The sequence below is a fragment of the Streptococcaceae bacterium ESL0687 genome (assembly GCA_029392475.1).
Classification (GTDB): domain Bacteria; phylum Bacillota; class Bacilli; order Lactobacillales; family Streptococcaceae; genus Floricoccus.
In genome coordinates this window covers 605,658-631,935 of record CP113940.1, presented here as the reverse complement: position 1 = coordinate 631,935, position 26,278 = coordinate 605,658, and the positions used below count along the sequence as shown (strand labels likewise).

The window sequence follows — 26,278 nt, the reverse complement described above, 5'->3', positions numbered from 1 at the left end:
CACTTTGTAGGAGAATGTCGTGAAAATAAAAAAAGATTTAAGGGTAGTTAGAACAAATAGGCTGATTATCAATTCATTTTTACAACTTTTAAGGGAAAAAAGCTTTGATAAAATAACCATCAGTGAAATTTCAAACCATGCCATGATCAACAGGGCCACATTCTATGCCCACTTTAAAAATAAGGATGACCTGTATGAGAGTCTAATCGACTATTTTTTCGAGGACATTTCAGACATCATCAACAGGGAAGATTTGACTGATGAAAGAACCGTCAATGTTAAAAATATTGAAGGGGCCCTTGAGGAAATTTACCACTTTATCAAAAAAAATCCCGAATTTGGCCTGATCCTTCTTGATAGCGGAAATGAACGGCTAATTCGTAGAAAGCTCCTTGATTTTTTAGATGATAAATACCTTGAGCTCCTTGCCCAGCTTGATATTAGAGAAGATGGCCTTCAAGTGCCAACAGACTTTGTTGTAAGTTATATTATAGGCATCTTCACCTCAAGCCTTAAGTGGTGGATGGACAATCTTGATAAAATCACCCCCCAGGAGCTCAGTCATCTGGTGATTAAGCTTATAAGTAATGGTCATTTAACCGTTCTTGGAGTCAATATTAATAGGAGATAAAAATAGCCCCGGCTATTTTTTTATTTACCGGCTGCAAAACAGATAAAATATGTGAAAAACAGGTATACCAATCCGACAATTATTGTGAAAATTAATGATTGGGCTATCTGTTCCTTTGTATAATATTTATCAAAAAATAAGGAAAAATTATCTTTTTTATCAAAGTCCCGGAAAGCTCTAACTCCTCTAAATTACATGGATTTTACTCAAATATTACAGGAAAATATCAGGTTTATGAAAGCGCATAAGAAAATTTATGAAAACGACATATTCATTTTGAAAGCGATTGATTTTATAAGAAAATTAACGTATACTGGTGTCTATAACTTATCAAGGAGATAGAAACAACAATGAACCAAAACAGAGAAAACTTCATCAAATACCTAGGTATCGTAGCATCAATCATCGCTGTAGGAATGTATGTTACCTATATCTCACAAATCAATCTTAACCTTACAGGACACAAAGGTTCAGCCATCCAACCTTTCGTTGCAGGTCTTAACTGTACTTTATGGTCAATCTATGCCCTTTCAGGTGAGAAAAAAGAATGGCCAATCTTCGTAGCAAACGCACCAGGCGTTATCTTCGGCTTCCTAACATTCTTTACAGCCCTATAAGAAATGACAATAAAGGCTAAGGGGATTTTCCTCTTAGCCTTTTTAGCTGTCTATCTAGCAAGTTTATTTACAGGTGGATCAAAGTCCCTAAGTTTTTCTGATAGATGAACCAAATGGGTAACAAATTTTTGAGTGGGAGCCTTTAGACCATGCTCTTCGGCCAAGGATACGAGATAGCCATTAATATAATCAACTTCTGTTGGACGTCCCTTAACAAAATCCTGATACATGGAAGGAAAATGATCTGGTGATTTCACTCTTGAAACTAAATCCATTGATTTAAGCATCCTGGCAGGGGATTCAATAAGTTCAATCCCTGCTGCATGAGCTGCAGCATAAGCTTCTTCAACCATGGGCCTTGCAATATCCTCTAAAAAGTCATCATACTGGATTAGTTGACCAAGTCTTGCCTGAAACATGGTTGCTATCGAATTTTCAACGGAATTAAAGGTAAGCTTGGTTAAAACAGTCCCCATAAGATTATCAGAATACTGAGGTTCTAGACCTGCTTTTTCAAAATCCTTCAAAACTTGGTCCAAGGTCTCTGTTGGCTCCTCGCAAAGGTTGGCATAAACTGAGGCACAAGAACCTATAAAGTCAACATCACCAAAATCATTTAAGATAGTAGCAATCATCGCAGTCCCACCAATAATGCGGTCATCTGAAAAATATTTCTGAAGTTTCTCCAAGTGACCCATGCCGTTCATGGCACCAAGAGCCACTTGCCCCTCCTTAAATTTAGGAGCCAGACGCTTTAAAGTATCCTCCAGCTGCATCTGTTTCATGAAAAAAATCCAAATATCAGGATTGCCTTCATAATCCTCTGGCGAGTAGATACTTACCGGGATAAGCCTCCTATCCTTATGGTCAATAGACCTATAAACCTTATTACCCTGCTTCCTAATAACATCTAAGGACTCTTTGGTAGGTTCCACAAAATCAACCTCAAGACCTGCATCCTGTAATAAAAGTCCGTAGCGTAAGCCCATAGCTCCGGCACCAACAACTGCATATTTCATTTTCCGTCCTCCACTAATCTTACAAATACTTTTGTCTAGGATACTAGCAATCCTCAAAACTTGCAAGAATTTATCGGTTGAAAGCAAAAAGACTCAAGCTGAGCTTGAACCTTTTTTACTCGCTGCTAGTCCTGTTCTTCCAGGCAACTTTCATAGGAAATTTCTTTTTGGTAGGGGTCAAGCTGCCGTTTTTTAAGGGCTGATTTTTTATTGGTCTTAAGATAAAGAGCCTTCTTGGTCAAATCATAAGACACCCAGTAGACAGTGTTGGCCTCCTTAAAGACCCCCTCCTCTTTTTCAAGATTCACCGGAAGCTTCAAAAACTGAAGGAGTCTGCTAATATGCCAGGGGCCATCCTTGGCCTTAAAATCATCCAAGGAATTTACCAGCTGGTAGGCCCGTTTAAAGCGCTCGATAGAAGCTCTAGAATCATCCTGGCAAGCATCTTCTGCTCCTTCTTTTTTCTCCACAAAAAGCCCCCTGTGATTAAACTTCTGAACCCCATTATCAAAGGGAGATGAACTTGTAAGATCCTTAATTATCCTAGCATGCTGGCGGTAGCTAGGACTATTAGTCATAACCCCAAGCCCCGTAAAAAGCCTAAGCCTTCCACCTTTTGTCGGTTCAAGAACAATCATGTCACCACTTGGATCAAGGAAGCTGTAATGAAGGGGATACATAACCTCCTGACCACAAAGTTCAAAGGGCATGTTTACAAGAGCATAATTTTTATAGGCCGCCCTGATTTCTTTCACCGAAGAAAATTTACTGAGAATATAGGTTACAAATTCTTCACCAATAAAAGGAGTAAGTCCCTGCTCTTTAATGGTATCAAGTTCTCCTCTTAGGGCTTCGTCAAAGACCTGATTATTACCAGCAAGTCCACATTCATTTACCCCGTCATAAAGGTCAAAGGAGTCTAGGGCACCAAGCCCCATGATGCTGTATTTGGCCGTCCAGTCCTTAAGTTGGCTTTTAATCCTTGTTCCCCGAGGAATCTTTATAATACCCGAAGGAATGGGGTTTTGAGGACTATCTTCAAAGATGTCCAAGGGAAGATCCATGGTTCGCCCAAAGAAAACTTGCCCCTCAGCTGATTTAATCCGAATACCAGTACACATAATCCCTCCATTAGTAAACTATATAAATTTTAGTAAGTTAACTAATTATAGCACAAAGGAAGAAGTTTAGGCAAAAATCTACTTTGATTATTTGATATTAAGAATTGACTTTTAAATCGCTAGGTTTATAATGGTACCAAACAAGGAAAGTCGAGGAGTTTTTATGATGATTTTTGCGGTAAGCATGTTGCTTTTGAGTCAAATTTTAAGGAAATGGCTTGTACCAAAGATTCCAGCCAAATACTTAAAGTACAAGGGGCTTGCCCTTAGTTTGCTTATCCCTATCTTAGCCCTTATTTTAAGGCTACCTCTTGATTTTAGTGCCCTAAATCTACCCTTCTACATTCTAGCCCTAGCAGGACTTGGAATTTTTATAAGGGACATAAACAAAAAAGGACTGTAGGTCCTTTTTTTGCTTACTTTAATAAACGCCAATCATTATCAATTTTATTATTTGATTTTTTCCAACAATTTTCTATATCAAATAATTTACATTCTTTATATCGATCTTTAGAATCAAAATATGAAATTCTTACTTCATCAAAATCACTATTTACTACATCTGGTTTAGCACAAAAATATAAATCATATTTTGATACTGTAATAGGTTCAATCATAAAAGAATATGTTCCATTATTTCCGTAAGGTTCTTTGTTATTATTTAATTCGAAATGACTACATTGCACTGTTTCACCAACCTTTTTACCTTTTAAGTACAACTGGAGGTTCATATTTCTTACAATTTCATTTTTATTCTTAGTATTACAAAGTTCTAACCATAGAGGAACCTCAAAAACACCGTCTGAATTAAAACCCCATGCATCCCCACTCATTTTACTATAAACTGATTTTACACGTACATTTACCTTTCCTCTGTTATCAAGAACAGCTCGTATTACTGTTTGGACAATATATCCAATATTCGTAGCAACAATTGAAATAACTGCACCAATTATTAGTGAATTAATATCAGCCGTTTTCATCTTTCCTCACTCATTCCATCATAATGGATTCTTTTCTTTATAACTTCATTGATGGTTTCAATCTCTGGAGTATCAACTTTTTCTAAATCTATATCTAAACTATCTAAATTTCCAAAAGTCTTTTCTAAATCATTCAAAACAAAAATAAGTTTATTTTTCACATTACTGATAATCGTCAAAAAAGAAGAAATACTATACTCCTGGGTAATGCTTAAACAAACTACTCCAACTTTATTGTAAACAGATCCAGCTATATTAGTTAAATCCCGTCCTACCTTTGCATTAGTTCGGATTATTTCTTCTATGGTTTTAATATTATCAAGGATACCAACTTCTACTATATACTTTTGTAATTCATTAGGAATATAACTTGCTGGTAAAGGAATGTTAGTAACCTGATAACTCCCATTTATACCAGTATATGATATTTTGTAAGCTATTTTCTTTCGGTAATTAGGAAGTTTTTTATTATCAGGGTAGCCATTCAATTCATTTTTAATCCAGTTCTGAAGACTTTCGTTTTCCAATGAAAATGAAATAATTAAAAGTCTTTGTAATCCTTCTTCTAATGTAATTTTATCTGTAACAATATCCTTAATAAGTTGACTTTTGGCCATCTATATTATCCAACTTTCATTTAGCTTTACGCTCTATATTATAACAGAATTCAATGCATTTATATAATACTCCCATATCATTAATATATCCAAAACAATTCATTAAGTTTTAATTTATGAGTAACATCTAGTAAATAGATATTGAAAAATAAAATTTTTCATCTCATAGTATCGGTGAATTAATGAAGCAAAAAAGGACTTTAAGTCCTTTTTTGTTAGATAAACATCTGCTGTAAAAATCCTTTTTTAAGGGCTTTAAGCTGGTTAAGTTTTCCCTCTGCCTGATTGATATTCTTATCAAGATTTGCGAAGAAGGTGCCGATTTTTTCTTGTTCCTCAAAATCGAGAGTAAAAGATAATAATGTATTTTTCAAGATAGTTAAATGCCTTTTGTAACCTTCTGAATGTGGTTTAAATCGCTCTAAAGAATAAAATAAATAATCACTACCCATATAGTTAGAAGATAAAATTTTAATCCCATCGGTAGATATAAAAAATGGTGTATTTGGTTTATATATGGATAAAGTATGATCTCCAAAAACAACTACTTTACTGTAGTCTTTGAAAGGTTCTCCATTTGCATATCCATCTAAAGGATTGTCACCTTGTTTAAGAACTGGAAATTTTCCATCAGAACTAATACCTGAGATATATTGCTTAGCTGAATAGAACTTCAAAATATCATTAAAGATTACGTTCTTCCACTCCCCTTCAAATCCTTGGAATCTGAGTTGTGGGATTTTTTGCCCTGGGGCTGGGAACATCTGTTGGAGGTAGCCTTTTTTTATTTCTTTAAGGTCTGCCAGTTTCTTTTCATGTAAGGCAATCAATTTATCAAGCTGAGCAAAGAAGGTACCGATTTTTTCTTGCTCTTTATAATCTGGAAAACAGACTGAAGTTTTAGATATATTTGTCTTACTCAATGATAAAACTTTTGTACCCTGCATCAATCTATATAATGATTCATGATAAATTTTACTATTAAGATAATGCCCTAAATATAAGGGAGCAAAAATATTTTTTGGACGGGCTACAATGGTGTGTAAACCTGCTACAATAGGATGTTTTTTAACATTACGTACTTCTATGGATTTTCCAACACTCTCATCTTCGGCAGCATCTGCTATGACAATATCTCCATCGTTTAAAAAAGATTTTTTAAACTTATCCTCAGATGCTCCCCTTATATATGGAATCATCTTATCTGAAGCATCTAAAACAGAATTAAATTTTGTCAAAATATCACCATAATGGATATTTTTAACTTTTTCTTCATCATATACTAGATTTTCACGTGATAATGAATTAGTCGGAACTGACAAATCAAATAAATTATCAAATTTATCTTCTTCCCACTCTCCTTCAAATCCCCTAAATCTAAGTCTTGGTACTTGTTTTTTGTCTGCCATGGTTTTTCCTCTAGGCATCTTGGGCTTTGTTTACAGCTAGAAGATCCTTGTAGAAATCAAGCAGGTAGCTATAGGTTTCTTTGATATAGCTTTCAAGTTCTGCGGGAGTGTTCCACAGGTCTGAGTTGATATCAACGATTCTACCAAATTCAAACTCACCTTTTTTAACATCCCTGAAACGGATGAGGGCTTTTTCAAGGCCTTGATTCATAGGATAGTAGTCATCTTTGGTGTGATCTTTTGAGTAAACAAAGTCATCCGGTAAGGACTCAAGGGCCTCTAGATTATCTAGAAGCAAGTTGGCCATGGCTTCTTCACCTCTTGGGTTGTCAATCATTGATAGGTACATAAAGATATAATTTTTCCAAATACCCAGCTGAAGATGAGGCTCTGACTTGTAGCCACGTTTATTGGTCGAGATGGCCGACCAGGTGTTGTCTGGGGCGTTTTTGGTCCGTCTTCTGTGTTGGGCGATGTGGACGTAGGTTTCGTCTCCTACCTTGTCACTTGCAAGCGGGGCAAGCTCGTCTAAAATCTCCTGGAAGGTTGGTTGGATGACCCTTCTAATCTCAGCCATGCGCCCGTCTAGGTCAAGGGGTTCAAAAACTTTAAATGAATCTTTGGTAAACATATTTTCTCCTCACTGATTGTTTATTTCATTATATATAATCCTCGCTTAAATGAATAGCCTTCTGTATTATTTTTTAGCCCGTTTATTTCTCTTTTAATAAAAACAGAGCACAAAATTGACTTTAAATGAAATATTTACTAATATTATGAAAAGGTTTTCTTTTTTTAAGAAAGTCAATTAGAACGTTTACCACGGGAGGTAATTATGAAAAAGAAAAGTTATATGGCTCTAACCCTTTTATCCCTTTTAGTTCTTGGAGGATGCTCTTCGACAAGTAAAAATACCGAATCTTCGACATCTGAAAGCTCGACAAGTACAAGCACCTCAGTAAGCTCTGAAGCTTCTAAAACTAGTGAAAGTTCAACTAAGGATAAGGCAAGTGATGGCTACACTTATGACGAAGCAACCAAGACCTTTACTAATAAAAGTGGATCTGTCCAAATCCTTAAAGTCGCACGAGTTACCGACTTCCTTGGTGATCCTGCAGTTGAAATTGATGTGAATATGGAAAATAAGACAGATACAACAAGTCCCATATCTTATTTTGATAGAAAACTATTATTCTTTGAACAAAAAGATGATAGAGGACCTAACCGCATGTTCTTAACCCTTCTTCCTGGTGAGGAGCAAGAAGACTCTGCCCAAGGGTATCAAGATCCTTTAGATAGTATTCAAATTACCCCTGGTGAAAAGGTTTCAACTCACTATGTCTTTTATACTGAAAGCAGTAACCCTATCATTGTTCATTTCGTTGATAATTCAGACGGAATTGCTAAGTCAGTTGAATTTCCAATTGAATAAATTACCTTAGGAGGTAAATTAATTATGAAAAAGAAAAATTATATGGCTCTAGCCCTTTTATCCCTTTTGGTTCTTGGAGGATGTTCTTCGACAAGTAAAAGCACCGAATCTTCGACAAGTGCAAGCTCTTCAGTAAGCTCTGAAACTTCTAAAACTAGTGAAAGTTCAACTAAGGATAAGGCAAGTGACGGCTACACTTATGACGAAGCAACCAAGACCTTTACTAACAAGAGTGGAAGCATTCAAATTCTCAATGTTTCAAAAGCAATAGATATTATCAACGACCCTGCAGTAAAAATCGATGTGACTTTGGAAAATAAAACAGACAGGACACTTCCAATATATGAACTAGGTAGCTTATTACTAGTTTTCGAACAAAAAAACGGAGCTGGCCCAAATACATTGGATTCAACTAGTCTTCCAGGTGATGGAATGGTAGAAGGCGATGGGGTTGATGAGTATATAGACCCTCTGTCAGTTGACATCGCACCTGGTGAAAAAGTTTCTGTCCACTATGTCTTTTATACTGAAAGTAGTGAACCAATAATTGCAGATTTCCTTAATAATTCTTACAAAATCGTTAAGGCAGTCGAGTTCCCAATCCAATAATCTTAAGGGAAAAATATTTTTACTTTATCTTTGACTATTATAAGATATAATCTTATAATTTCCCTATAAAGAATTTATATTAATACTAATGAGGTAAGACAATATGGAAAAGAAACATGAATTTGAAGCACCAGATGCACGCGAAGTTGAAACTGCAAAACGTAAGGAAGAACGCTTAGAAAAACAATCAAAATTTGTATTAAATTCTAAGGAAGAACGCGAGCATAAGGCTCAAGGCGATAGAAAATAAGAAACAAATAAAAAGGAGTAGCTCTTAGGCTACTCTTTTTTCCTGTTCACTTTTTAATAAATCTCTAAGAGATTTAGATTGAATCCCCGTTCCAGATTGAATTTTTAACAATTACATAATCAACCTTAGTAAGGGATTTAAGATCACGTCCACCGGCATATGAGATTGATGACTGAAGGTCTTGCTGCATCTCAATTAAGGTGTCTTTTAGGTGACCCTTGTGAGGCAAGATAATCTTCTTACCTTCAACGTTTTTGTGCTCACCCTTTTGGTATTCACTTGCTGATCCGAAGTATTCCTTGTAAAGTTTACCGTCGATTTCAACAGTTTCCCCTGGAGATTCTTCATGGGCTGCAAAGAGAGAACCAATCATAACCATAGTTGCACCAAAGCGGATTGATTTTGCGATATCTCCGTTGGTACGGATTCCACCATCAGCGATGATTGGCTTACTTGCAGCTTTTGCACACCAGCGAAGGGCTGCTAGTTGCCATCCACCTGTACCAAAACCAGTCTTAACCTTGGTAATACATACCTTACCAGGGCCAATTCCGACCTTAGTTGCGTCAGCTCCAGCATTTTCAAGCTCACGAACTGCCTCAGGTGTTCCAACATTACCTGCAATTACAAAAGTTTCAGGTAATTTTTCTTTGATGTGTTTAATCATATTGATTACTGAATCTGAGTGACCGTGGGCAATATCAATTGTGATATAGTCTGGTACTACTCCTTCTTCAGCTAATTCATTAATAAAGTCATATTCATAATCCTTAACACCTACTGAAATAGAGCTGATAAGGCCTTTTTCTGCCATTTTTTTAACAAAAGGTTTACGTCCCGCTTCATCAAAACGATGCATTACATAGAAGTAACCTTCAGAGGCAAGTTTTTCTGCAATTTGTTCGTCGATAATTGTCTGCATGTTAGCAGGAACAACCGGTAATTTGAAGGTATGCTTACCTAAAACTACACTTGTATCCGCCTCAGAACGGCTTTTAATGATACATTTATTTGGTATCAATTGGATATCTTCATAATCAAAAACTGGTAAATTATTCATTTTATCTCCTGATAATCTGTTTTCAGGGGACCGACCCGACCATCCAAAACACGAACGGTTTCGCTACTCCACCATGTAAAATCCCTGTTTTTAGTAGAGCTTCCTAATATATTGTATAAAATATGGACCATATATACAAGAAAAAGTCACTCAAAAGAGTGACTTAACAGATAAATGTTCGTCTTTTACTTGTTATTAATAATTGAAATTATCCTAGTTGCTTCCTCTTCACTTGCGGCTACAAGCGGTAAACGAAGGGGACCAACTTCAAATCCTTGGCTATTTAGTACAGCCTTAACTGGAGCTGGACTTGGTAGAGAGAACATAGCTTTAACCTTTGGAAGTAGTTTTCTTTGAATTTTTGCAGCTTCTTGAACTTTACCTTCATCAAGATTTTCAAAAATTTGGAAGAAATCGTCTCCTGCAACATGCGAGGTAACACTGATTACTCCTTGAGCTCCTAAAGCTTTAGCATGAAAGGCTAAATCATCTTCTCCTGTATAAACTAAGAAGCCTTCTGGCGCCCCTTCAATAAGTTCACTTAAGCGGTCAACACCTGTACATTCCTTGACCCCAATAATATTAGGATGGTTAGCCAGTCGCAAGGTTGTTTCCACCTCTAGGCAGGCCACAGTACGTCCTGGTACATTATAAAGAATGATTGGCAGATCACTTGCATCAGCTATGGCCGTAAAGTGCCTGAATAGTCCTTCCTGACTAGGCTTGTTGTAGTAAGGTACAACAGCAAGGCCTGCAGCAAAACCGCCAAAAGTATCAACTTCTTTAACAAAGTCGACTGAGTCCCTTGTATCATTGGTACCCACACCTGCAATAAGAGGAACACGACCTGCGACAATCTCTTGGACTGCCTGGAATAATTCAAGCTCCTCATCGTGGGTTAGGGTTGGACTTTCTCCAGTTGTACCTGCAAGGATTAGACCTTCAGTATGGTGGGCAAGGAGGTGTTCAATTAATTTTGGCAGGGCCTTAAAATTAATGTCACCACTCTCGGTAAAAGGTGTTACAAGTGCTGTAATTATGTGTGAATCTTTCAAAGGGTTAGCCATCATTTATCTCCTTTTAGTATAGATCAAAAACTACTTCTTCAGTTGGTCTTACAAGGTTTCTTTCGTGGAGGGTTTCAGCAATTTGAACTGAGTTCCAGGCCGCTCCCTTAAGGAGGTTATCTGAAACAACCCACATATGAACCCCATTTGCGACATCTAAGTCCTTTCTTAAACGTCCAACAAAGGTTTCTTTTTGACCACTAGCTGTAATAGCCTGTGGATAAATTTGATTTTTAACATCATCTTCAAGGATGGCACCAGGGAACTGGGCAATAACCTCTTTAATTTGAGCAATATCTGCTGCTTCTTCTGTCTCAATGTAAATAGACTCAGAATGTCCTGTTATTACTGGAATACGAACACAGGTAGCTGAAACTTGAATGTTATCATCTTCCATGATTTTCTTAGTTTCATTGGTCATCTTCATCTCTTCATAGGTGTAGTCATTATCTGTGAAGACATCGATTTGTGGTAGGGCATTGAAGGCAATTGGATAGTGTTTTTTATCCCCTGCTGACGGAAGAATCTGAGCTTTCAAGTCTTTTGGATCAACTCCGTCATTAACTACATCTTTTAGTTCATTGATGGTCTCTTCAATGGCCTTAGCTCCTGCCCCTGATACTGCCTGATAAGTTGAAACAATAATTCTTTTAAGACCAAAATTACGGCGAACTGGCTCAAGAGCTACCATCATTTGGATGGTTGAACAGTTAGGACAGGCAATAATCCCCTTGTGGTCATCAAGAGCTTGTGGGTTTACCTCAGGCACAACCAAAGGAGTATCCTTGTTCATTCTAAAGTGACTAGTATTGTCGACTACAACAGCTCCTGCCTTAACGGCATAAGGCGCAAACTTAGCTGAAACACTACCACCTGCAGAAAAGAGGGCAATATCTACCCCTTCAAAGGAATCTTCTTTGGTTTCTTCGACAACGATATCTTGGCCCTTATATTTCAAAACCTTACCAGCTGAATTGATTGTTGCTAACAATTTAATTTCTTTGATTGGAAGGGTTGATTCTTCAAGCATTCGAATCATCTGAGTCCCTACTGCTCCTGTAGCACCTACAACAGCTACTGTGTATGATTTTGACATATTAAGCTCCTTTTGGAAAATTCTAAATTTTTTATTAATTATACTATGAAAATTTTCGACATTCAACAAAAAGATTGGCTTTTCATAAACTTACAAAAAACTTTCACACAAGCTAAATTTTTTCTACAAAAAAAGACCTATTTCTAGGTCTTCTAATATGGCAGGTATTAAACCTGTGTCCAGCGAGGTTCACACAAGCTGGTCAATATCTCATCAATCCTTGACGGGCTAAGCCCCAGATATCCATGCTCGAAACCGGTACCTAAGTACCAATACTCGACTCATCGCATATATTAATTATAGCCTATCTGAGGCAAGTTTACAAGGGGTAAAATAAAAAGACACTGACCGAAGTCAGTATCTTTCACTTATTACGCTTTTTTAGCTACTGGGTAAACAGAAACTTGTTTTTTATCGCGGCCTTTACGTTCGAAACGAACAACACCTTCGATTTTAGCGAATAAAGTATCATCTCCACCACGACCAACGTTAGCTCCTGGGTGAATATGAGTTCCACGTTGACGGTAAAGGATAGATCCACCAGTTACAGTTTGTCCATCAGCGGCTTTAGCACCAAGACGTTTTGATTGAGAATCACGTCCATTTGATGTAGAACCTCCACCTTTTTTGTGGGCAAATAATTGAAGATTTAATTTCAACATTCTTATTTCCTCCTATTAGTTTTTGTGGGTGAATTCTAAGAAATCACCATACTCAGATGCAATATCTTCCATTGAGAGCTTAAAGTTCTTTAGAAGGATCTGAGCGATTTGATCTTGCTCGGGCGCCATATCAGCTGCGACCTCAAAATACAGGTAACCATCAGAGGCATCAACTAAAGATTTAACTCCAGTCATGCGTTCGATGTTATTTGCAGTTGTGATGGCCATAACTGAAACAGCTGAGCATACGATATCATGACCGAACTCGCCGCTTTGGGCGTGGCCAGATAGCTCATAAGAAACAAACTTACCGTTTTTTTCCTTAATGAAAGCTTTAATCATATTAAGCGTTGATAGCTTTGATTACAACTTTAGTGTAAGGTTGACGGTGTCCTTGTTTACGGTGAGAGTGTTTTTTAGGTTTGTATTTGAAAGTTACAACTTTCTTTTGTTTACCATGTTTTTCAACTTCACCAACTACAGTAGCTCCTGATACGAATGGAGTTCCAACAGTAGTGTTCTCACCACCAACAAGAACAACTTCAGTGAAAGTTACTTCGCTCCCAGCTTCAACATCAAGTTTTTCAACGTAGATAGTTTGACCAACTTCTACTTTTACTTGCTTACCACCAGTTTTTACGATTGCATAAGTCATTGTGATTCCTCCTTATTAGATTTTTATTAGGCCTTAAAGCCTTTAGTCAGACTCGCCTCAGGATGTGGGCCGAAACCTCTTCTACATCTCTTCGAGCGGTTGTACTTCATGAAGGTATCACAAAGTCAACGTTTATATTCTATCATAAGCTAAATCTAATTTCAAGCTTATAATCAGCAAATTTTAAATTATTTTGCAGGAGGCTATAGTCGAGTTCAACAAGTCCTTCTCCCTGCCTAAAGGCACGGGTTTCCGTAACTAACTCTTGAATACCTACAGGAGTTATGATGGTTGCTGGAGCCTGTCCTAGTCTAAATTCCATCTTAGTTTTTGGGTTTGAAAAACGAGTTAAAACCAGACTGTCAGCTCCTATTTTAATAACATTCTTTCTTTCTTCCTCATCCACATAAGACAGGTAGATATTATCCTTCTTCTGGATAACCTCCCCCTGATAGGCATTTTCAATGACCTCTTTTTGGCCTTCGACAAGGATGGTATTTTTGATTTTAATTTTCATGCATTAATTCCTCAATGGCTTGTTTAATTTCTTCTTGGGTCGGGATGAGATTTTCCTCGATTGATTTTGCGGCTGAAATCGGAGAAAATTTTCCACCCAAACGCTTCATAGTACCTTTAAAACCTGCCTCATATAATTGAGTGAAAATTTCTGCTGAAATCCCTGATCTTGCAATACTTTCTGTAAGAATTAAAACTTTATTCGTTTTATTAGCTTCTTTTAACAGACCTTGGATATCCAAGGGGCTTATGGTAACTGGGTCAACGATATTTAAGCTGGGGTTTACATCCATATTTTTAATAATATCAACCATGCGTCCAAGGGCAATAACTGTTAGGTCACTTCCTTCTCTAACAAGTTTTGCCTTACCAAGCTCAACCTCGTAAAGCTCTTCTGGAATATCAATATCTGAGGGCTTTTTATATAGGGACTTGGGTTCAAATAAAATGACCGGATTGTTATTTTTGACAGCTGCAAGAAGGATTCCTTTGGCATCATAGGGATTACTTGGCATGGCAACGATTAGTCCAGGAACATGAGCCAGCCAATTTTCTAGGGACTGGGAATGCTGGGGGCCTGCTCCAGTACCACTGCCTGAAGCTGTTCGAATAACCATGGGAACTTTTTCCTGGCCGTTACTTAAATAATAAATCTTTGCTGCCTCGTTAACCAGCTGATCGATGGCTACGGTTAAGAAATCTGAGAACTGGATTTCAAGAATCGGTCTTTTGCCCATAATGGCAGAACCTGTGGCAATACCTGTGATAGCTGCCTCACTGATTGGCGTTTCAAGCACGCGCCCGGGATATTTTTCAATAAGCCCTGCAGTGGCTCCGAAGCCTCCCCCGTAAGCTCCTACATCCTCACCTAAAAGATAGCTCTCTGGCACTTCCTCAAGGATTTGATGAAGACTTTCATTCACTGCTTGCAGGTAGGTTAATTTTCTAGTCGGCATAAATCTCTCCCTCTAGATTATTTAAATCAAACTCAGCTGGTTCGTCGACCCAGGCCCTTTTAGCATCCATTTCCATCTTCTTATAGGCCTTCTCATCAAGAAGGGCTAATTGATCGGGCGATACATTGTAGTCAGTGATTAAAATATTTCTTAGCTTCAGGATGGGATCTTCATACTTTAAAAATTCATCCTTGCTACGATATTTTTCGGCATCACTTCTTGAATGACCACGAAAACGATAGGTCATGGCCTCAATAAGAACGGGTTCTTTCCTAGCAATCCCTCTTGCTTCTTCAAAAACTCTATCCACTTCAAAGATGTCCTGACCATCTACCCTAAAGCTTTTCATCTTGTAGGCGTCAGCACGGCCTGCGATATTGCCTGCAATCATCTTGCTGGCATCACTTGACATGGCATATTGATTATTTTCGATAACAAAGATAATAGGAAGCTTCCAAATACTTGCAAGGTTTAGGGATTCATGAAAGGTTCCCTCATTGGTTGCACCGTCCCCTGAAAAACAGATAACAACCTGATTCTTGTGGTCCATTTTAAAAGCTGTAGCAAGTCCTAAGGCTATAGGAAAATTCCCTCCAACAATTCCATTTCCTCCCATATTACCGATTGATGGGTCACTAATGTGCATGCTGCCCACCTTACCACCATTGGTTCCTGTTTTTTTTCCAAAAATCTCAGCAAACATCTGATAGCTATCTGTTCCCTTAGCTAGGGCATGACCATGATTTCTGTGGGTCGAAAGGATTAAGTCTTCATCCTCAAGCTGCAGGCAAATTCCAGTAGCTACAGCCTCTTGTCCGTTATATAGATGAGTAGTTCCGTACAGGTTTCCAGCCCGGTTATAGTCATCTAAAATATTTTCAAAGTGCCTAATCTCAAGCATGGTTGAGTACCATTTAAGGAGGCTACTGAGTTCATATTTATTATTCATTACTTTCCTTTCTATTGAATTTAAGCGTGTGGGTCAATTATACCATAAAGCTTAAGCCTGAAAGGAAATCTTTTCCTTCTTTGTTGTACTTTAATGTATTTTAATATACTTTCAATTACCCTTTCAAACTTTGATTTGTTTTTCACAGCAAATTCATGTAATTTAAGGGCTTTTTTCGTATAATAAGGCAAGGAGGTTTCCTATGACCAGTAAAATCGAAAAAGTGTTCAGAGATCCTGTTCATAACTATATCCATGTTGATAATCAAATTATTTATGATCTAATAAATACCCCTGAATTTCAGAGGTTAAGGCGGATTAAACAACTTGGCACTAATAGTTTTACCTTCCACGGTGCAGAGCACAGTCGCTTTTCTCACTGCATGGGTGTCTATCATATCGCCAAAGAAATCACCGAGATCTTTACAGATAAGTATCCAGAAGTCTGGAATCCTGAAGAAAATCTTGTAACCTGGTGTGCTGCCCTCCTTCATGACTTGGGACATGGTGCCTATTCTCATACCTTTGAGACACTTTTTGACACCGACCATGAATATATCACAGTTGAGATTATTACAAACCCTACAACTGAGATTAATAAAATCCTTAAAAGAGTATCTCCTGATTTTCCTGATAAGGTGGCAAGTGTCATCACTCATGCCTATCCTAATCAGCAGGTTGTCCAGCTTATTTCCAGCCAGATCGACGCTGACCGAATGGACTATCTTTTAAGGGATGCTTACTATACAGGGGCTCTTTATGGTCAATTTGATCTAAGAAGGATTCTCAGAGTGATTGAACCCATTGAAAACGGCATAGCCTTTAAAATTCAGGGAATGCACGCTGTAGAAGACTATATAGTCAGTCGTTATCAAATGTATATGCAGGTTTATTTTCACCCGGCAAGCCGGGCCATGGAGGTTTTGCTTAAAAACCTCCTAAAAAGAGCTAAGAAACTCTACTTGGAAGAGCCTACTTATTTTGAACTTTCTTCGAAAAAGCTAATCCCCTTCTTCAAAGGTGACTATAACCTCAAGGATTATCTGGCCCTTGATGATGGTGTCATGAATACCTACTTTCAAGACTGGATGGATTATGATGATAGTATCCTATCTGATTTGGCCAAGTCTTTTATCAACCGAAGGGTTTTGAAATCTATAAAATTTGACCAGGAAGATTTTGGTGAACTTAGTATTCTAAGAAACCTAGTCAGTAACTGCGGTTTCAATCCGGAATATTACACAGGGATTAACTCAAATTTTGATCTGCCCTATGATTTTTATCGGCCCAACCTTAAAAAATCAAGAACTCAAATTGAGATTATTCAAAAGGACGGCAGTTTAATCGAGCTATCAAAATTATCACCTATTGTATCCTCACTTGCAGGTACAACACACGGTGACAACCGCTTCTTCTATCCCAAAGAAATTACTAGCGACAATAACCTTTTCTCCCAGGAGAAACTTGTATTTGAAAAATATATTAGAAATGAGACCTTTATACCATGATTAAACTAGTTGCAATCGACCTTGATGGAACCCTACTAAATGACCGCCACGAGATTACTGATGAAGTTAAAAAAGCCGTCAATGAAGCTAAGAAAGCTGGCGTTAAAATCGTAATTACATCAGGTCGACCACTTCCAGGTGTTGAGCCTATTTTAAAAGAGCTAGGGCTTACTGATCCTGGTGATTACGCTATTACCTATAACGGTGCCCTAGTTCAGGCGACCGATACTGGAGAAGAATTTGTCCGTGAAACCATGAGTGCCCAAGACTTCCTTGACATCGAACTTGAGGGAAGAAAAAGGGGTATCCATCTTCATGCTATCACCTCTGATGGTGTCTACACTCCAAACCGCGATATCGGAAGATACACAGTCAGAGAAGCTTGGTTAGTTAATATGCCTTTATTTTATAGAACGACAGATGAAATCTGTGATTTAGATATCGTCAAGGTTATGTATGTTGATGAACCTGAAATCATTGACCAAACCATCGAAAGCCTACCAGGTGAATTTTACGAGCGCTTTAATATCGTTAAAAGCTTCCCAGTATACTTGGAACTTCTTAATAAAAATGCAAGCAAGGGACAAGCAATTGCTCATCTAGCTGAAAAATTAGGAATCAAAATCGAAGAAACCATGGCCATTGGAGACGAAGAAAATGACCGCTCAATGCTTGAAATGGTTGGTACTCCAGTTGTTATGGAGAACGGGAATCCTGAAATTAAAAAGCTTGCCAGCTACATTACAAAAACAAACAATGAAAGTGGAGTTGCCCACGCCATCAACAAATTAGTCTTAAACAAGGAAGTTTAAGAAGGTCCTCCCTTGATAATAACTGAATTTATTATAAAATAGTAGAAGATCATCTTGCGGGATGGTCTTCTTAAAAATATTTGAGATGTTTAATCCTAAAAAATTCTAAAAAGGGACTAACCTCAAGTAAAAACATAATAAAAAAGATTAGTATTTGGAGAAAAAATGTATACCTACAAAATTGGAATTGATAAGAAGGATCACGATGAGTTTATAAAATCCTCAGAGCTTGTAAACCTCCTCCAATCAAGTTCCTGGGCAAAAATTAAAGATAACTGGGACAATGAGCTTATTGGCTTTTATAAAAATGGCCAAATGGTCGCAAGTGCAAGCCTACTGATTAAAAAACTTCCCCTAGGAATGTCCATGATTTATATTCCAAGAGGACCAATCATGGATTATAATGACGAAAACCTAGTAGCATTTGTAGTCAAAACCCTTAAAAAATATGGTAAAAAAAGAAGGGCTCTTTTCATCAAGATTGATCCGCCAATAATCTACCAGGCTGGAATGCTGGGGCAAGATATGGTCAAGAACAATCAGGCAAAACTTGCTATTGATAATTTAAGAGGGTCCGGAGCCCACTGGAGTGGTTTGACTACTGATATGGCAGCTACCATCCAACCAAGATTTAACGCCCTCATCTACAAGGAAGACTTCAAGGAAGAGGATTTTTCTAAGAAAACCCGTCAGTTTTTAAGGAAGGCCAGAAATAGCTACCCTGTAATTAAATACGGGCAGACTGAGCTTGTTGAAGATTTTTCTATTCTGATGAAAAAAACAGAAGATAGAAAGGGAGTTAGCTTGCGTGATAGCGACTACTATACCAAGCTTCTAACAACCTATCCTGATGAAGCAAGAATTACCATGGTTTACTATGACTTTTCTAAGTTACTAGAGGATGCTCAAAAGCGCCATGACAAGGCTCAAGCCTTCTTGGATAAAAACTCAGCAACTAACGGTAAAAAAATCGCCCACTACCAGGAAGAAGTTAGCCATGCCCAAAAGGATATTGAAAGTATCAGCCAAATAATCAAAACAAATGGGAATATCGTCCCTGTAGCCGGTGGTTTAACCATCAACTTCGCTGGCCATTCTGAACATCTGTATGCTGGAATGGATACTAACTTCCAAAAATACTACCCTTCATATCTAGCCTGGTATCAGTCAATTGAAAATGCCTTTACTAATGGAGCCTCTAGCCTAAATATGGGAGGGTTAGAAAATTCCCTGTCAGAATCTGATGGACTTCTAAACTTTAAGAAAAATTTCAATCCAGTAATTGAAGAGTACATTGGTGAATTTGACATTCCAGTCAACAAACTACTCTTCTCTTTAAGTGAAGCAGCCTATAAGGCCCGTAAAAAATTACGCAATCGCCATAAATAGGATAATAAAAACGACCAGTTGGTCGTTTTTTTGTTTATATAGTCCAGCTATTATTATCTAATCTTTTAGATAAATGATAAAGTTAACCTATTACTTTATTTAAAACGGAGGATTTATGAAAAAAATATTAACCAATAAGCTTTATATGGTCTCCTGGATATCAGACATGATATCAAATTTCGGAGACTCCCTGTACTACTTGGCCCTAATGAATTATGTAATAAGTTTACCCCATAGTAAATTCGCCATATCTATTATTACTATTTCTGAGACTGTACCCTTATTTGCCAGCTTCTTTACAGGCTACTTAGCAGACCGAACAGCTGATAAGGTTAGAAAAATTCAAGAAACTTTAATTTTCAGGATAATTCTTTACCTATTTGTAGCTCTAGTTATGGGATTCAACCCTTCCTTGGCCATTGTTCTAGTCGCAAGTATCGTAAATTTTTTAGCCGATCTGGCTGGACAGTACGAAAATGGTCTATTCACACCCATATCAAATAGAATTGTCACGCCAGAAAATAGAGAAGAAACAATGGCCTTTAGGCAATCAGTTTCAAATGCCTTATATATTGGATTCCAATCTGCGAGTGCCATTTTAATAACTTTTCTTAGCTATCAAACTCTAGCCTTCATTAACGCTTTGACCTTCTTGATTAGTTATCTGGTTTTGATGACGATTCGAAAATCCCTCCAAAATATCCTACAAGAAAATCCTATTCCAGTCGTTCAAGAGGAAGAAAGTAAGCTGATTGATAATCTTTGGAAGCAGCTTAAAACTTCTATCAATTACCTTTTCTCAGTCAAGGAAATTAAAAGCACCTTACTCGCTATACCTATTTTAAATGGTTGTTTGGCTATAGTCATCCCTCTCTTACTTCTCCTCTTTTCTGAAAATAATAATTTAATAATTAAGACGTCAGCCATTACAATTGCTATTTTAACAACTACAGAAGTTTTAGGTGGAATTTTAGGAGGGATTGCTGCCCTATCCATTTTTAAAAACGCTAATCTTTTTACCATACTAAAAGCCAGCCTCTATATTAATCTTTTCCTCTTTGGAGCAATTTTTTTTAAAAACATATATTTGATTGTTGGACTTATCTTCATTTTGAATATTTTGATTGGAGTTGTAAATCCGAAAATGGGAGCTTTAATTTATAATGGAATGCCCGAGGACAAGCTTGCAACAATCTTTGGTGGAATGGTTACCTACTTTTCACTGGGTAATATTATTGCACGAACTCTTTTTTCAATCTTAATACTTTTTCTACCACTTAATTTTTTAGTTTTTCTAATTTTAATATTTGCTACTGCTGCTTTAATTACCTTATATTTAACAACCAATAAATAAAAACGACCAGTTGGTCGTTTTTTTGTTTATATAGTCCACTATTTATCAAGCAGTTTTTTAAGATTTTCAACTTTATCAAGACGTTCCCAAGGAAGGTCAATGTCAGTTCGACCAAAGTGGCCATAGGCTGCTGTTTGACGGTAGATTGGGCGACGTAAATCAAGCATTTGAATAATTCCAGCTGGACGTAAATCAAAGTTTTCCCTGATAGCTTCAATCAATTTATCATCAGAAACCTTTCCTGTTCCGAAGGTATCAATGTGAATACTGATTGGTTGGGCTACTCCAATGGCATAAGACAGCTGGATTTCAGCTGTGTCAGCAAGTCCTGCTGCTACAATGTTTTTAGCAATATAGCGGGCAGCGTATGAGGCTGAACGGTCTACCTTGGTCGCATCTTTCCCAGAAAAGGCTCCTCCACCGTGATGGGCGTAGCCCCCATAAGTATCTACAATAATCTTACGTCCTGTAAGCCCTGAGTCCCCTTGAGGGCCTCCAACTACAAAGCGGCCAGTTGGATTAATGAAGTACTTGGTTTCTGAATCCAGAAGCCCTGCTGGAATGACTGCTTTAATCACCTGTTCAATCACATCATCTTTAATGGTTTCAAGCGTGGCTTCAGGTGCATGCTGGGTTGAAATAACAACAGTATCAATCCTTTTAGCAGATCCGTCCTCATTGTATTCAACCGTTACCTGACTTTTGGCATCGGGTCTTAAATAATCAAGAACCCCCTCTTTCCTCAAATCAGCCAGGCGTTTGACTAGCTTGTGACTAAGTGAGATGGCAAGAGGCATAAACTCCTCTGTCTCACGAGAGGCATAGCCAAACATGATACCCTGATCTCCTGCACCAGTTAAATCGAGCTCATCGATTGTTTGATCTCCGCGCACCTCAATGGCCTCATTAACACCTTGAGCAATGTCTGGCGACTGCTCAACTAGACTAGGATGAACCCCCACAGTCTTGTAGTCAAAGCCAAAGTTTGCATCAGTGTAGCCGATTTCCTTGATGGTATTTCGAACCACACTGTTGATATCAACATAGGCATTAGTTGTTACCTCACCAAAAACATGGACGCTTCCTGTATAAACAGCAGTTTCTGCCGCCACCCGTGCATATGGGTCTTGGGTTAAAATTGCGTCTAAGATGGCATCAGAAATCTGATCAGCAATCTTGTCTGGGTGCCCTTCTGAGACACTCTCACTTGTAAATAAAATCTTCTCGGTCATTATATTCCCCCTACTTTCGTATTTCGGTTACAGGTAGTGGACACAATTATCCAACCATCGGGACTGTAGCCTGCTTATTAAATAGTTAATATTTTATCAAATAATTAACTATCCGATTATAACACAAAAATACCTTGCCTTCTAGGGGACAAAAAGCTTATTATAAGTATCAATTTTAATACTTACAGGAACTAATGTTTTCCTAACTTAAAAATTTATGAGTTTTTTTCTTTAAGCTTTTAAGATTTACATGCCAGTAATTAAGATCCTAATTCCATGGTATAATAGTCACTAATGAAATATCCATACAAAAATATTATTAGCCAAGGAAAAAAGATATGAACAAATTAATTATTAAAGGACTAGTGCTTGCAGGTACACTTTTTACAGTAGGAAGCATGACTGCCTGCTCCTCAAAAGATACTTCTGAATCTTCAAGCTCAATTTCTTCATCAGTAAATAAAGATACCAACAGTGAAACAGACTTTTATACTATTAATAAGATTGCTGAAAATGGCAAGGTGGGAAATGACATTCTTGATTCTGACAAATACAATGACTTAAAGGTAAATGAGACGACCCTTGAAGAAGTAATTGCAGACTACGGACTTCCGACTAATGTCACTGGAGCAAAAGATGGCGATACGGTACTTGAAGCCAGCTGGATAGCAAATGAACCTGGTTATAGTATTGGCCTAAGCTTTAAGAATGGTCCTACTAGTTCCACTTCAGGGGAATGGATTCTGACAGACAAGTATGTCGTTAAAACAGACGAAATTACTGCTCCTGAATATCAAAAACCTTAATCCAGCAAAGAGTCTTTACTGGATCTTTAGGTCTAAGTCCAGTAGACAAAGGAATCCAAATGCGTGAGGATTCCTTTTTTAAAATCTAAAATTATGCTAGAATATCAGTATGAAAATACAATCAATTTTTGCGAGTTCAATGGGTAAATCGGCCCATTTCATATTAAAAAATTTCTTCAAGAGGGGATCTACCTACCCAGGTTCGTTAGCCCTTAAACTTGATCCAAACATTCTTGATTCACTTGCGACAGGTTATGATGAAATTATTGTTGTCACTGGAACTAATGGTAAAACACTAACCACTGCTTTAACTGTGGGTATTTTAGAAGAAGCCTATGAGCTTGTAACGACCAATACAAGTGGGGCAAATATGATTACTGGAATTGTCTCAACCTTTTTAACAGCTCCTAAGGGGTCAAAAAAAGGCAAGAAGGTTGCAGTCCTTGAAATTGATGAGGCTAGCCTGCCAAAAATTACCGAATACATAAAACCAACCCTCTTTGTTTTTACAAATATTTTTAGGGACCAAATGGATAGGTACGGGGAAATTTATACAACCTACGACTTTATCCTAAAGGGTGCAGCCAATGCCCCTGAAGCTACTGTTTTAATGAACGGGGACAGCCCACTCTTTAATTCAAAACCCATCAAAAATAAGGTGCTTTACTACGGATTTGATACTGAAAAACATGAGCCTAAACGGGCCCACTACAATACAGAGGGTGTTCTCTGTCCTAAGTGTCATTCAATCCTTGAATACAAACTAAACACCTATGCCAATCTTGGGGATTATCTCTGCCCTAACTGCGGCTTCAAACGTCCCCCACTTGACTATAAACTAAGTCAGCTGGTTGATATTAAAAACACTTCAAGCGAATTCATCATTGATGGACAGGACTACAAAATTAATGTTGGAGGCCTGTATAATATCTATAATGCTCTTGCTGCTGTAGCTGTAGCTGAATATCTGGGACTAGATAAAAAAGTTATTAAAAAAGGATTTGAAAATAGCCACGCTGTTTTTGGACGCCAAGAAACCTTTAAACTTGGAGATAAGGATTGTACCTTGGTACTTATTAAAAATCCCGTTGGAGCCAATCAGGTTCTTGATATGATTAAGATGGCCCCTTATCCTTTTGCCTTAGCTGTCCTTCTTAATGCCAATTATGCAGACGGAATTGATACCAGCTGGATTTGGGATGCGAATTTTGAAGAAATCACCGAAATGGATGTAACTGGTATTATAACTGGTGGAGTTAGACATTCTGAAATGGCCAGGAGGCTCCGTGTAGCTGGTTTTGACCAAGATAAAATTAAGGAAGAGGAAAACCTAAACCAAGTCCTTGAGGAAATCCTAAAGCAGGACCAAAAGCATGTCTACATCCTTGCAACCTATACTGCCATGCTTGAGATGCGTGAACTTTTAAGAAATAAAAATATAATCTCAGGCGAGATGAAATAGGAGGAATTATGTACAAATCTATTGAATCAAAGGGTGACAACTATACATATTCCCTCAATGGCGCCCACCTTTATGGGGATCTGATGAACACCTACGGGGATAACGGAAATATCCTCATGCTTAAATATGTAGGTGAAAAACTTGGAGCCCATATGACCTTTAACATTGTAAGTTTAGGCGATGAGTTCAAGGCTTCAGACTTTGACCTAGCCTTCTTTGGTGGTGGTCAGGACTATGAACAAGAAATCATCAGCCATGACCTCCCAAGGCAAAGTAAGGAAATCAAAAAGTACATTGAAGACGAGGGTGTCATGCTTGCCATCTGCGGAGGCTTCCAGTTTCTAGGAAAGTACTATGAAAATGCCCAGGGGCAAAAGATTAAAGGACTAGGAGTCCTAGGTCACCATACCCTGAGCCAGAAAAACAATCGCTTCATTGGAGATATTGAAATCTATAATGAAGACTTTGATGAAACCTATTATGGTTTTGAAAACCATCAGGGAAGAACCTTCCTTTCTGAAGATGAAAAACCTCTAGGAAAGGTCGTTTTCGGCCAAGGGAACAACGGAGAGGATCAAACAGAAGGACTTAACTATAAAAACGTCTTTGGAAGCTACTTCCATGGTCCCCTTCTTTCAAGAAATGCCAATCTGGCTTACCGCCTGATTAAAACGGCCCTTATTAAAAAATACGGAGAAGACATTAGCATTCCCGAATTTTCTGAGGTACTGGGGCATGAAACGGGCGGACAAACCGTTAAAGACATAAAAAGAAAGGCTGAGTAAAAACTCAACCTTTTTTCTTTACTATTTTTTACCAACCACCAGAGGCACCGCCCCCACCTGAGGATCCTCCGCCAAAGCTATCACCACCTGACGATTTATTACTTGGATTATAAGAAGATTTAGAATAGTTGTTAGTGATGACTGCACCACTACCGTTATATAACTTGTCCCCCACTAAGATTCCACTTGCAAGAAGGGCTGTATCAGGATTCTTTTCCTTGAATTTCCCAAAGGTTATATTCTTATAGATTTCGTTTAAGGTCAAAAGAACCAAAGGGCCTGCGACAAGCAAATAGTAGAAATCAGTCTTTCCAGGATCACTAGTCCTTTGGTAGTCATCATAGAGATTAGATAGTTCACCATCAACTTTTTTCAAATAATTAAGATAGAAGAAAATAGCAATCAGAAGACTAAGGCTTAGGAACAATAAACCTGATGGAACTATCCTTTTAACCAGTAAATCCGTCTTTAATTTATCAATTCCTTCATTATAGTCATTAACCTTAATATTCATAATAGCAACGACCTTCTCTGATACTTTTTTAATGGCCTGACTGTAGTTTTTATCCTTGAAATCATCCACTACAGAGTCATCATTTATAATGCGGCCGGCCTTGGCATCATTTAGAACTCCTTCCATACCATAGCCGACCTCCAAACGAAATTTTCGGTCACTTACACTGATTAGATAAAGAACCCCATTATCAAGCCCCTTTTTACCAATCCCTACCTTCCTAAAAATCTTAGTAGCATAGGACTCAATACTTTCATTCTTAGGAAGGCTATCAATGGTTACAACCATATACTGAGCCCCATCAGTAAACTGGGCCAAATTTTTATTTAAATTATAAATCTCCTCCCTGGTTGACTGATCAATGATTGATGCATTATCTGATACAAAGATGTTATTATCATCTATCTTAATTGTTTCCCCCTTGTCAATTTCAAGGGTATGTTCGTCCTTGGCTGAAAGGGTGTAGTCTCCCATACCTGCTGCTTGACTTTCATAGGGTGGATTATCAAGCAGGGCCTTTTTTTCTTGTTCAAGAACCTTGATTGAATCATTTATTTTTGTGGCCTGAGGGGGTAGGATAAAGAGGAGATAGACCAGGGAAGTAAAGGAAATAACCGAAAGTATGACCACAGTTATTAGACTGGCCTTTTTAACTCCTTTAATTTTATCCAAATAATAATCATACCTATCTCTGGCATAATTTATATCTAGTGCTTGGTCCAAACTCTTTTTTTGTTTTTTACTTAAATCTTTCAAATTTAGCTCCTA

30 protein-coding genes and 1 other annotated feature are annotated in these 26,278 nt (G+C 37.7%); of the genes, 13 read left to right on the top strand and 17 right to left on the bottom strand.

The window, feature by feature from the left end; translation table 11 throughout:
• Positions 1 to 19 precede the first annotated feature (19 nt).
• On the top strand, positions 20 to 631 hold the full coding sequence (locus OZX60_03230; GenBank protein ID WEV45757.1) for a TetR/AcrR family transcriptional regulator: 612 nt from the start codon (positions 20 to 22) through the stop codon (positions 629 to 631).
• Positions 632 to 981: 350 nt separating this feature from the next.
• Complete coding sequence (locus tag OZX60_03225) at positions 982 to 1,248, top strand: hypothetical protein (protein WEV45756.1); 267 nt, start codon at positions 982 to 984, stop codon at positions 1,246 to 1,248.
• Positions 1,249 to 1,298: 50 nt separating this feature from the next.
• On the opposite strand, the gene OZX60_03220 is transcribed toward OZX60_03225, so the two are convergent.
• On the bottom strand, positions 1,299 to 2,267 hold the full coding sequence (locus OZX60_03220; protein ID WEV45755.1) for a ketopantoate reductase family protein: 969 nt from the start codon (positions 2,265 to 2,267) through the stop codon (positions 1,299 to 1,301).
• Between the two features lie 125 nt (positions 2,268 to 2,392).
• Positions 2,393 to 3,388, bottom strand: a complete 996-nt coding sequence (locus OZX60_03215; protein ID WEV45754.1) for a linear amide C-N hydrolase — start codon at positions 3,386 to 3,388, stop codon at positions 2,393 to 2,395.
• A gap of 163 nt (positions 3,389 to 3,551) precedes the next feature.
• Here OZX60_03215 and OZX60_03210 point away from each other — a divergent pair, with 163 nt between their 5' ends.
• Positions 3,552 to 3,791, top strand: coding sequence for a hypothetical protein (locus tag OZX60_03210; protein WEV45753.1), 240 nt, complete (start codon positions 3,552 to 3,554; stop codon positions 3,789 to 3,791).
• 13 nt (positions 3,792 to 3,804) lie between these two features.
• Here the strand turns inward: OZX60_03210 and OZX60_03205 are convergent, their stop codons facing one another.
• The 4 genes from OZX60_03205 to OZX60_03190 form a co-directional block, all read right to left on the bottom strand.
• Complete coding sequence (locus OZX60_03205; protein WEV45752.1) at positions 3,805 to 4,371, bottom strand: hypothetical protein; 567 nt, start codon at positions 4,369 to 4,371, stop codon at positions 3,805 to 3,807.
• Positions 4,368 to 4,988, bottom strand: a complete 621-nt coding sequence (locus OZX60_03200) for a hypothetical protein (protein WEV45751.1) — start codon at positions 4,986 to 4,988, stop codon at positions 4,368 to 4,370. Before OZX60_03200 ends, OZX60_03205 begins: the two co-directional genes overlap by 4 nt.
• 215 nt (positions 4,989 to 5,203) lie before the next feature.
• Positions 5,204 to 6,397 (bottom strand): restriction endonuclease subunit S, encoded by a 1,194-nt coding sequence (locus OZX60_03195; GenBank protein ID WEV45750.1) that lies wholly within the window; start codon positions 6,395 to 6,397, stop codon positions 5,204 to 5,206.
• A 10-nt stretch (positions 6,398 to 6,407) separates the two neighbouring features.
• Positions 6,408 to 7,028: a DUF1054 family protein gene (locus OZX60_03190; protein WEV45749.1), complete on the bottom strand. Its 621-nt coding sequence runs from the start codon at positions 7,026 to 7,028 to the stop codon at positions 6,408 to 6,410.
• A gap of 204 nt (positions 7,029 to 7,232) precedes the next feature.
• On the opposite strand from OZX60_03190, the gene OZX60_03185 reads away from it, so the two are divergent.
• The 3 genes from OZX60_03185 to OZX60_03175 all read left to right on the top strand — a co-directional run bounded on the left by OZX60_03185 (position 7,233) and on the right by OZX60_03175 (position 8,688).
• Positions 7,233 to 7,829, top strand: a complete 597-nt coding sequence (locus tag OZX60_03185) for a hypothetical protein (GenBank protein ID WEV45748.1) — start codon at positions 7,233 to 7,235, stop codon at positions 7,827 to 7,829.
• 24 nt (positions 7,830 to 7,853) lie between these two features.
• Positions 7,854 to 8,438 (top strand): DUF5067 domain-containing protein, encoded by a 585-nt coding sequence (locus OZX60_03180; protein WEV45747.1) that lies wholly within the window; start codon positions 7,854 to 7,856, stop codon positions 8,436 to 8,438.
• Positions 8,439 to 8,541: 103 nt separating this feature from the next.
• Positions 8,542 to 8,688, top strand: a complete 147-nt coding sequence (locus tag OZX60_03175) for a hypothetical protein (protein ID WEV45746.1) — start codon at positions 8,542 to 8,544, stop codon at positions 8,686 to 8,688.
• A gap of 73 nt (positions 8,689 to 8,761) precedes the next feature.
• Here the strand turns inward: OZX60_03175 and guaC are convergent, their stop codons facing one another.
• The 9 genes from guaC to OZX60_03130 all read right to left on the bottom strand — a co-directional run bounded on the left by guaC (position 8,762) and on the right by OZX60_03130 (position 15,649).
• Complete coding sequence (gene guaC, locus OZX60_03170) at positions 8,762 to 9,748, bottom strand: GMP reductase (protein ID WEV45745.1); 987 nt, start codon at positions 9,746 to 9,748, stop codon at positions 8,762 to 8,764.
• Between the two features lie 185 nt (positions 9,749 to 9,933).
• Positions 9,934 to 10,818, bottom strand: coding sequence for a 4-hydroxy-tetrahydrodipicolinate synthase (gene dapA, locus OZX60_03165; GenBank protein ID WEV45744.1), 885 nt, complete (start codon positions 10,816 to 10,818; stop codon positions 9,934 to 9,936).
• Between the two features lie 10 nt (positions 10,819 to 10,828).
• The gene (locus tag OZX60_03160) at positions 10,829 to 11,911 is read right to left on the bottom strand and encodes an aspartate-semialdehyde dehydrogenase (GenBank protein ID WEV45743.1); all 1,083 of its coding nucleotides are present in this window, start codon (positions 11,909 to 11,911) and stop codon (positions 10,829 to 10,831) included.
• Between the two features lie 371 nt (positions 11,912 to 12,282).
• A complete protein-coding gene (gene rpmA / locus OZX60_03155; protein ID WEV45742.1) occupies positions 12,283 to 12,573 on the bottom strand; it encodes a 50S ribosomal protein L27 in 291 nt (96 codons plus the stop codon).
• A gap of 15 nt (positions 12,574 to 12,588) precedes the next feature.
• Positions 12,589 to 12,915: a ribosomal-processing cysteine protease Prp gene (locus tag OZX60_03150; protein ID WEV45741.1), complete on the bottom strand. Its 327-nt coding sequence runs from the start codon at positions 12,913 to 12,915 to the stop codon at positions 12,589 to 12,591.
• 1 nt (position 12,916) lies between these two features.
• Positions 12,917 to 13,228: a 50S ribosomal protein L21 gene (gene rplU / locus OZX60_03145; protein WEV45740.1), complete on the bottom strand. Its 312-nt coding sequence runs from the start codon at positions 13,226 to 13,228 to the stop codon at positions 12,917 to 12,919.
• Positions 13,229 to 13,266: 38 nt separating this feature from the next.
• Positions 13,267 to 13,339, bottom strand: a sequence feature (ribosomal protein L21 leader region).
• Positions 13,340 to 13,370: 31 nt separating this feature from the next.
• A complete protein-coding gene (locus OZX60_03140; GenBank protein WEV45739.1) occupies positions 13,371 to 13,745 on the bottom strand; it encodes a DUF1934 domain-containing protein in 375 nt (124 codons plus the stop codon).
• Entirely contained in the window at positions 13,735 to 14,700 is a 966-nt protein-coding gene (locus OZX60_03135) for an alpha-ketoacid dehydrogenase subunit beta (GenBank protein ID WEV45738.1), read from the bottom strand. The genes OZX60_03140 and OZX60_03135 overlap by 11 nt, the downstream gene beginning before the upstream one ends.
• A complete protein-coding gene (locus tag OZX60_03130) occupies positions 14,690 to 15,649 on the bottom strand; it encodes a thiamine pyrophosphate-dependent dehydrogenase E1 component subunit alpha (GenBank protein ID WEV45737.1) in 960 nt (319 codons plus the stop codon). The genes OZX60_03135 and OZX60_03130 overlap by 11 nt, the downstream gene beginning before the upstream one ends.
• Before the next feature lie 202 nt (positions 15,650 to 15,851).
• On the opposite strand from OZX60_03130, the gene OZX60_03125 reads away from it, so the two are divergent.
• From OZX60_03125 to OZX60_03110, 4 genes are all read left to right on the top strand, one after another.
• On the top strand, positions 15,852 to 17,156 hold the full coding sequence (locus OZX60_03125; protein WEV45736.1) for an HD domain-containing protein: 1,305 nt from the start codon (positions 15,852 to 15,854) through the stop codon (positions 17,154 to 17,156).
• Positions 17,153 to 17,968 carry a sugar-phosphatase gene (gene yidA / locus OZX60_03120; GenBank protein WEV45735.1) on the top strand — a complete coding sequence of 272 codons (816 nt, stop codon included), beginning with the start codon at positions 17,153 to 17,155 and terminating at the stop codon, positions 17,966 to 17,968. The genes OZX60_03125 and yidA overlap by 4 nt, the downstream gene beginning before the upstream one ends.
• Positions 17,969 to 18,133: 165 nt before the next feature.
• Positions 18,134 to 19,357, top strand: a complete 1,224-nt coding sequence (locus OZX60_03115; protein WEV45734.1) for an aminoacyltransferase — start codon at positions 18,134 to 18,136, stop codon at positions 19,355 to 19,357.
• 115 nt (positions 19,358 to 19,472) lie between these two features.
• Positions 19,473 to 20,711, top strand: a complete 1,239-nt coding sequence (locus OZX60_03110; protein ID WEV45733.1) for an MFS transporter — start codon at positions 19,473 to 19,475, stop codon at positions 20,709 to 20,711.
• 38 nt (positions 20,712 to 20,749) lie between these two features.
• Here OZX60_03110 and metK read toward each other — a convergent pair whose 3' ends face one another.
• Positions 20,750 to 21,943, bottom strand: coding sequence for a methionine adenosyltransferase (gene metK, locus OZX60_03105; protein WEV45732.1), 1,194 nt, complete (start codon positions 21,941 to 21,943; stop codon positions 20,750 to 20,752).
• 338 nt (positions 21,944 to 22,281) lie between these two features.
• Between metK and OZX60_03100 the strand changes: the two genes are divergently transcribed.
• The 3 genes from OZX60_03100 (at position 22,282) to OZX60_03090 (ending at position 24,996) form a co-directional block, all read left to right on the top strand.
• A complete protein-coding gene (locus OZX60_03100; protein WEV45731.1) occupies positions 22,282 to 22,749 on the top strand; it encodes a hypothetical protein in 468 nt (155 codons plus the stop codon).
• 109 nt (positions 22,750 to 22,858) lie between these two features.
• Positions 22,859 to 24,211, top strand: a complete 1,353-nt coding sequence (locus OZX60_03095) for a Mur ligase family protein (protein ID WEV45730.1) — start codon at positions 22,859 to 22,861, stop codon at positions 24,209 to 24,211.
• A 5-nt stretch (positions 24,212 to 24,216) separates the two neighbouring features.
• Positions 24,217 to 24,996 (top strand): type 1 glutamine amidotransferase, encoded by a 780-nt coding sequence (locus OZX60_03090; protein WEV45871.1) that lies wholly within the window; start codon positions 24,217 to 24,219, stop codon positions 24,994 to 24,996.
• A gap of 28 nt (positions 24,997 to 25,024) precedes the next feature.
• Here OZX60_03090 and OZX60_03085 read toward each other — a convergent pair whose 3' ends face one another.
• Positions 25,025 to 26,266 (bottom strand): TPM domain-containing protein, encoded by a 1,242-nt coding sequence (locus tag OZX60_03085; GenBank protein WEV45729.1) that lies wholly within the window; start codon positions 26,264 to 26,266, stop codon positions 25,025 to 25,027.
• Between the last annotated feature and the right edge of the window lie 12 nt (positions 26,267 to 26,278).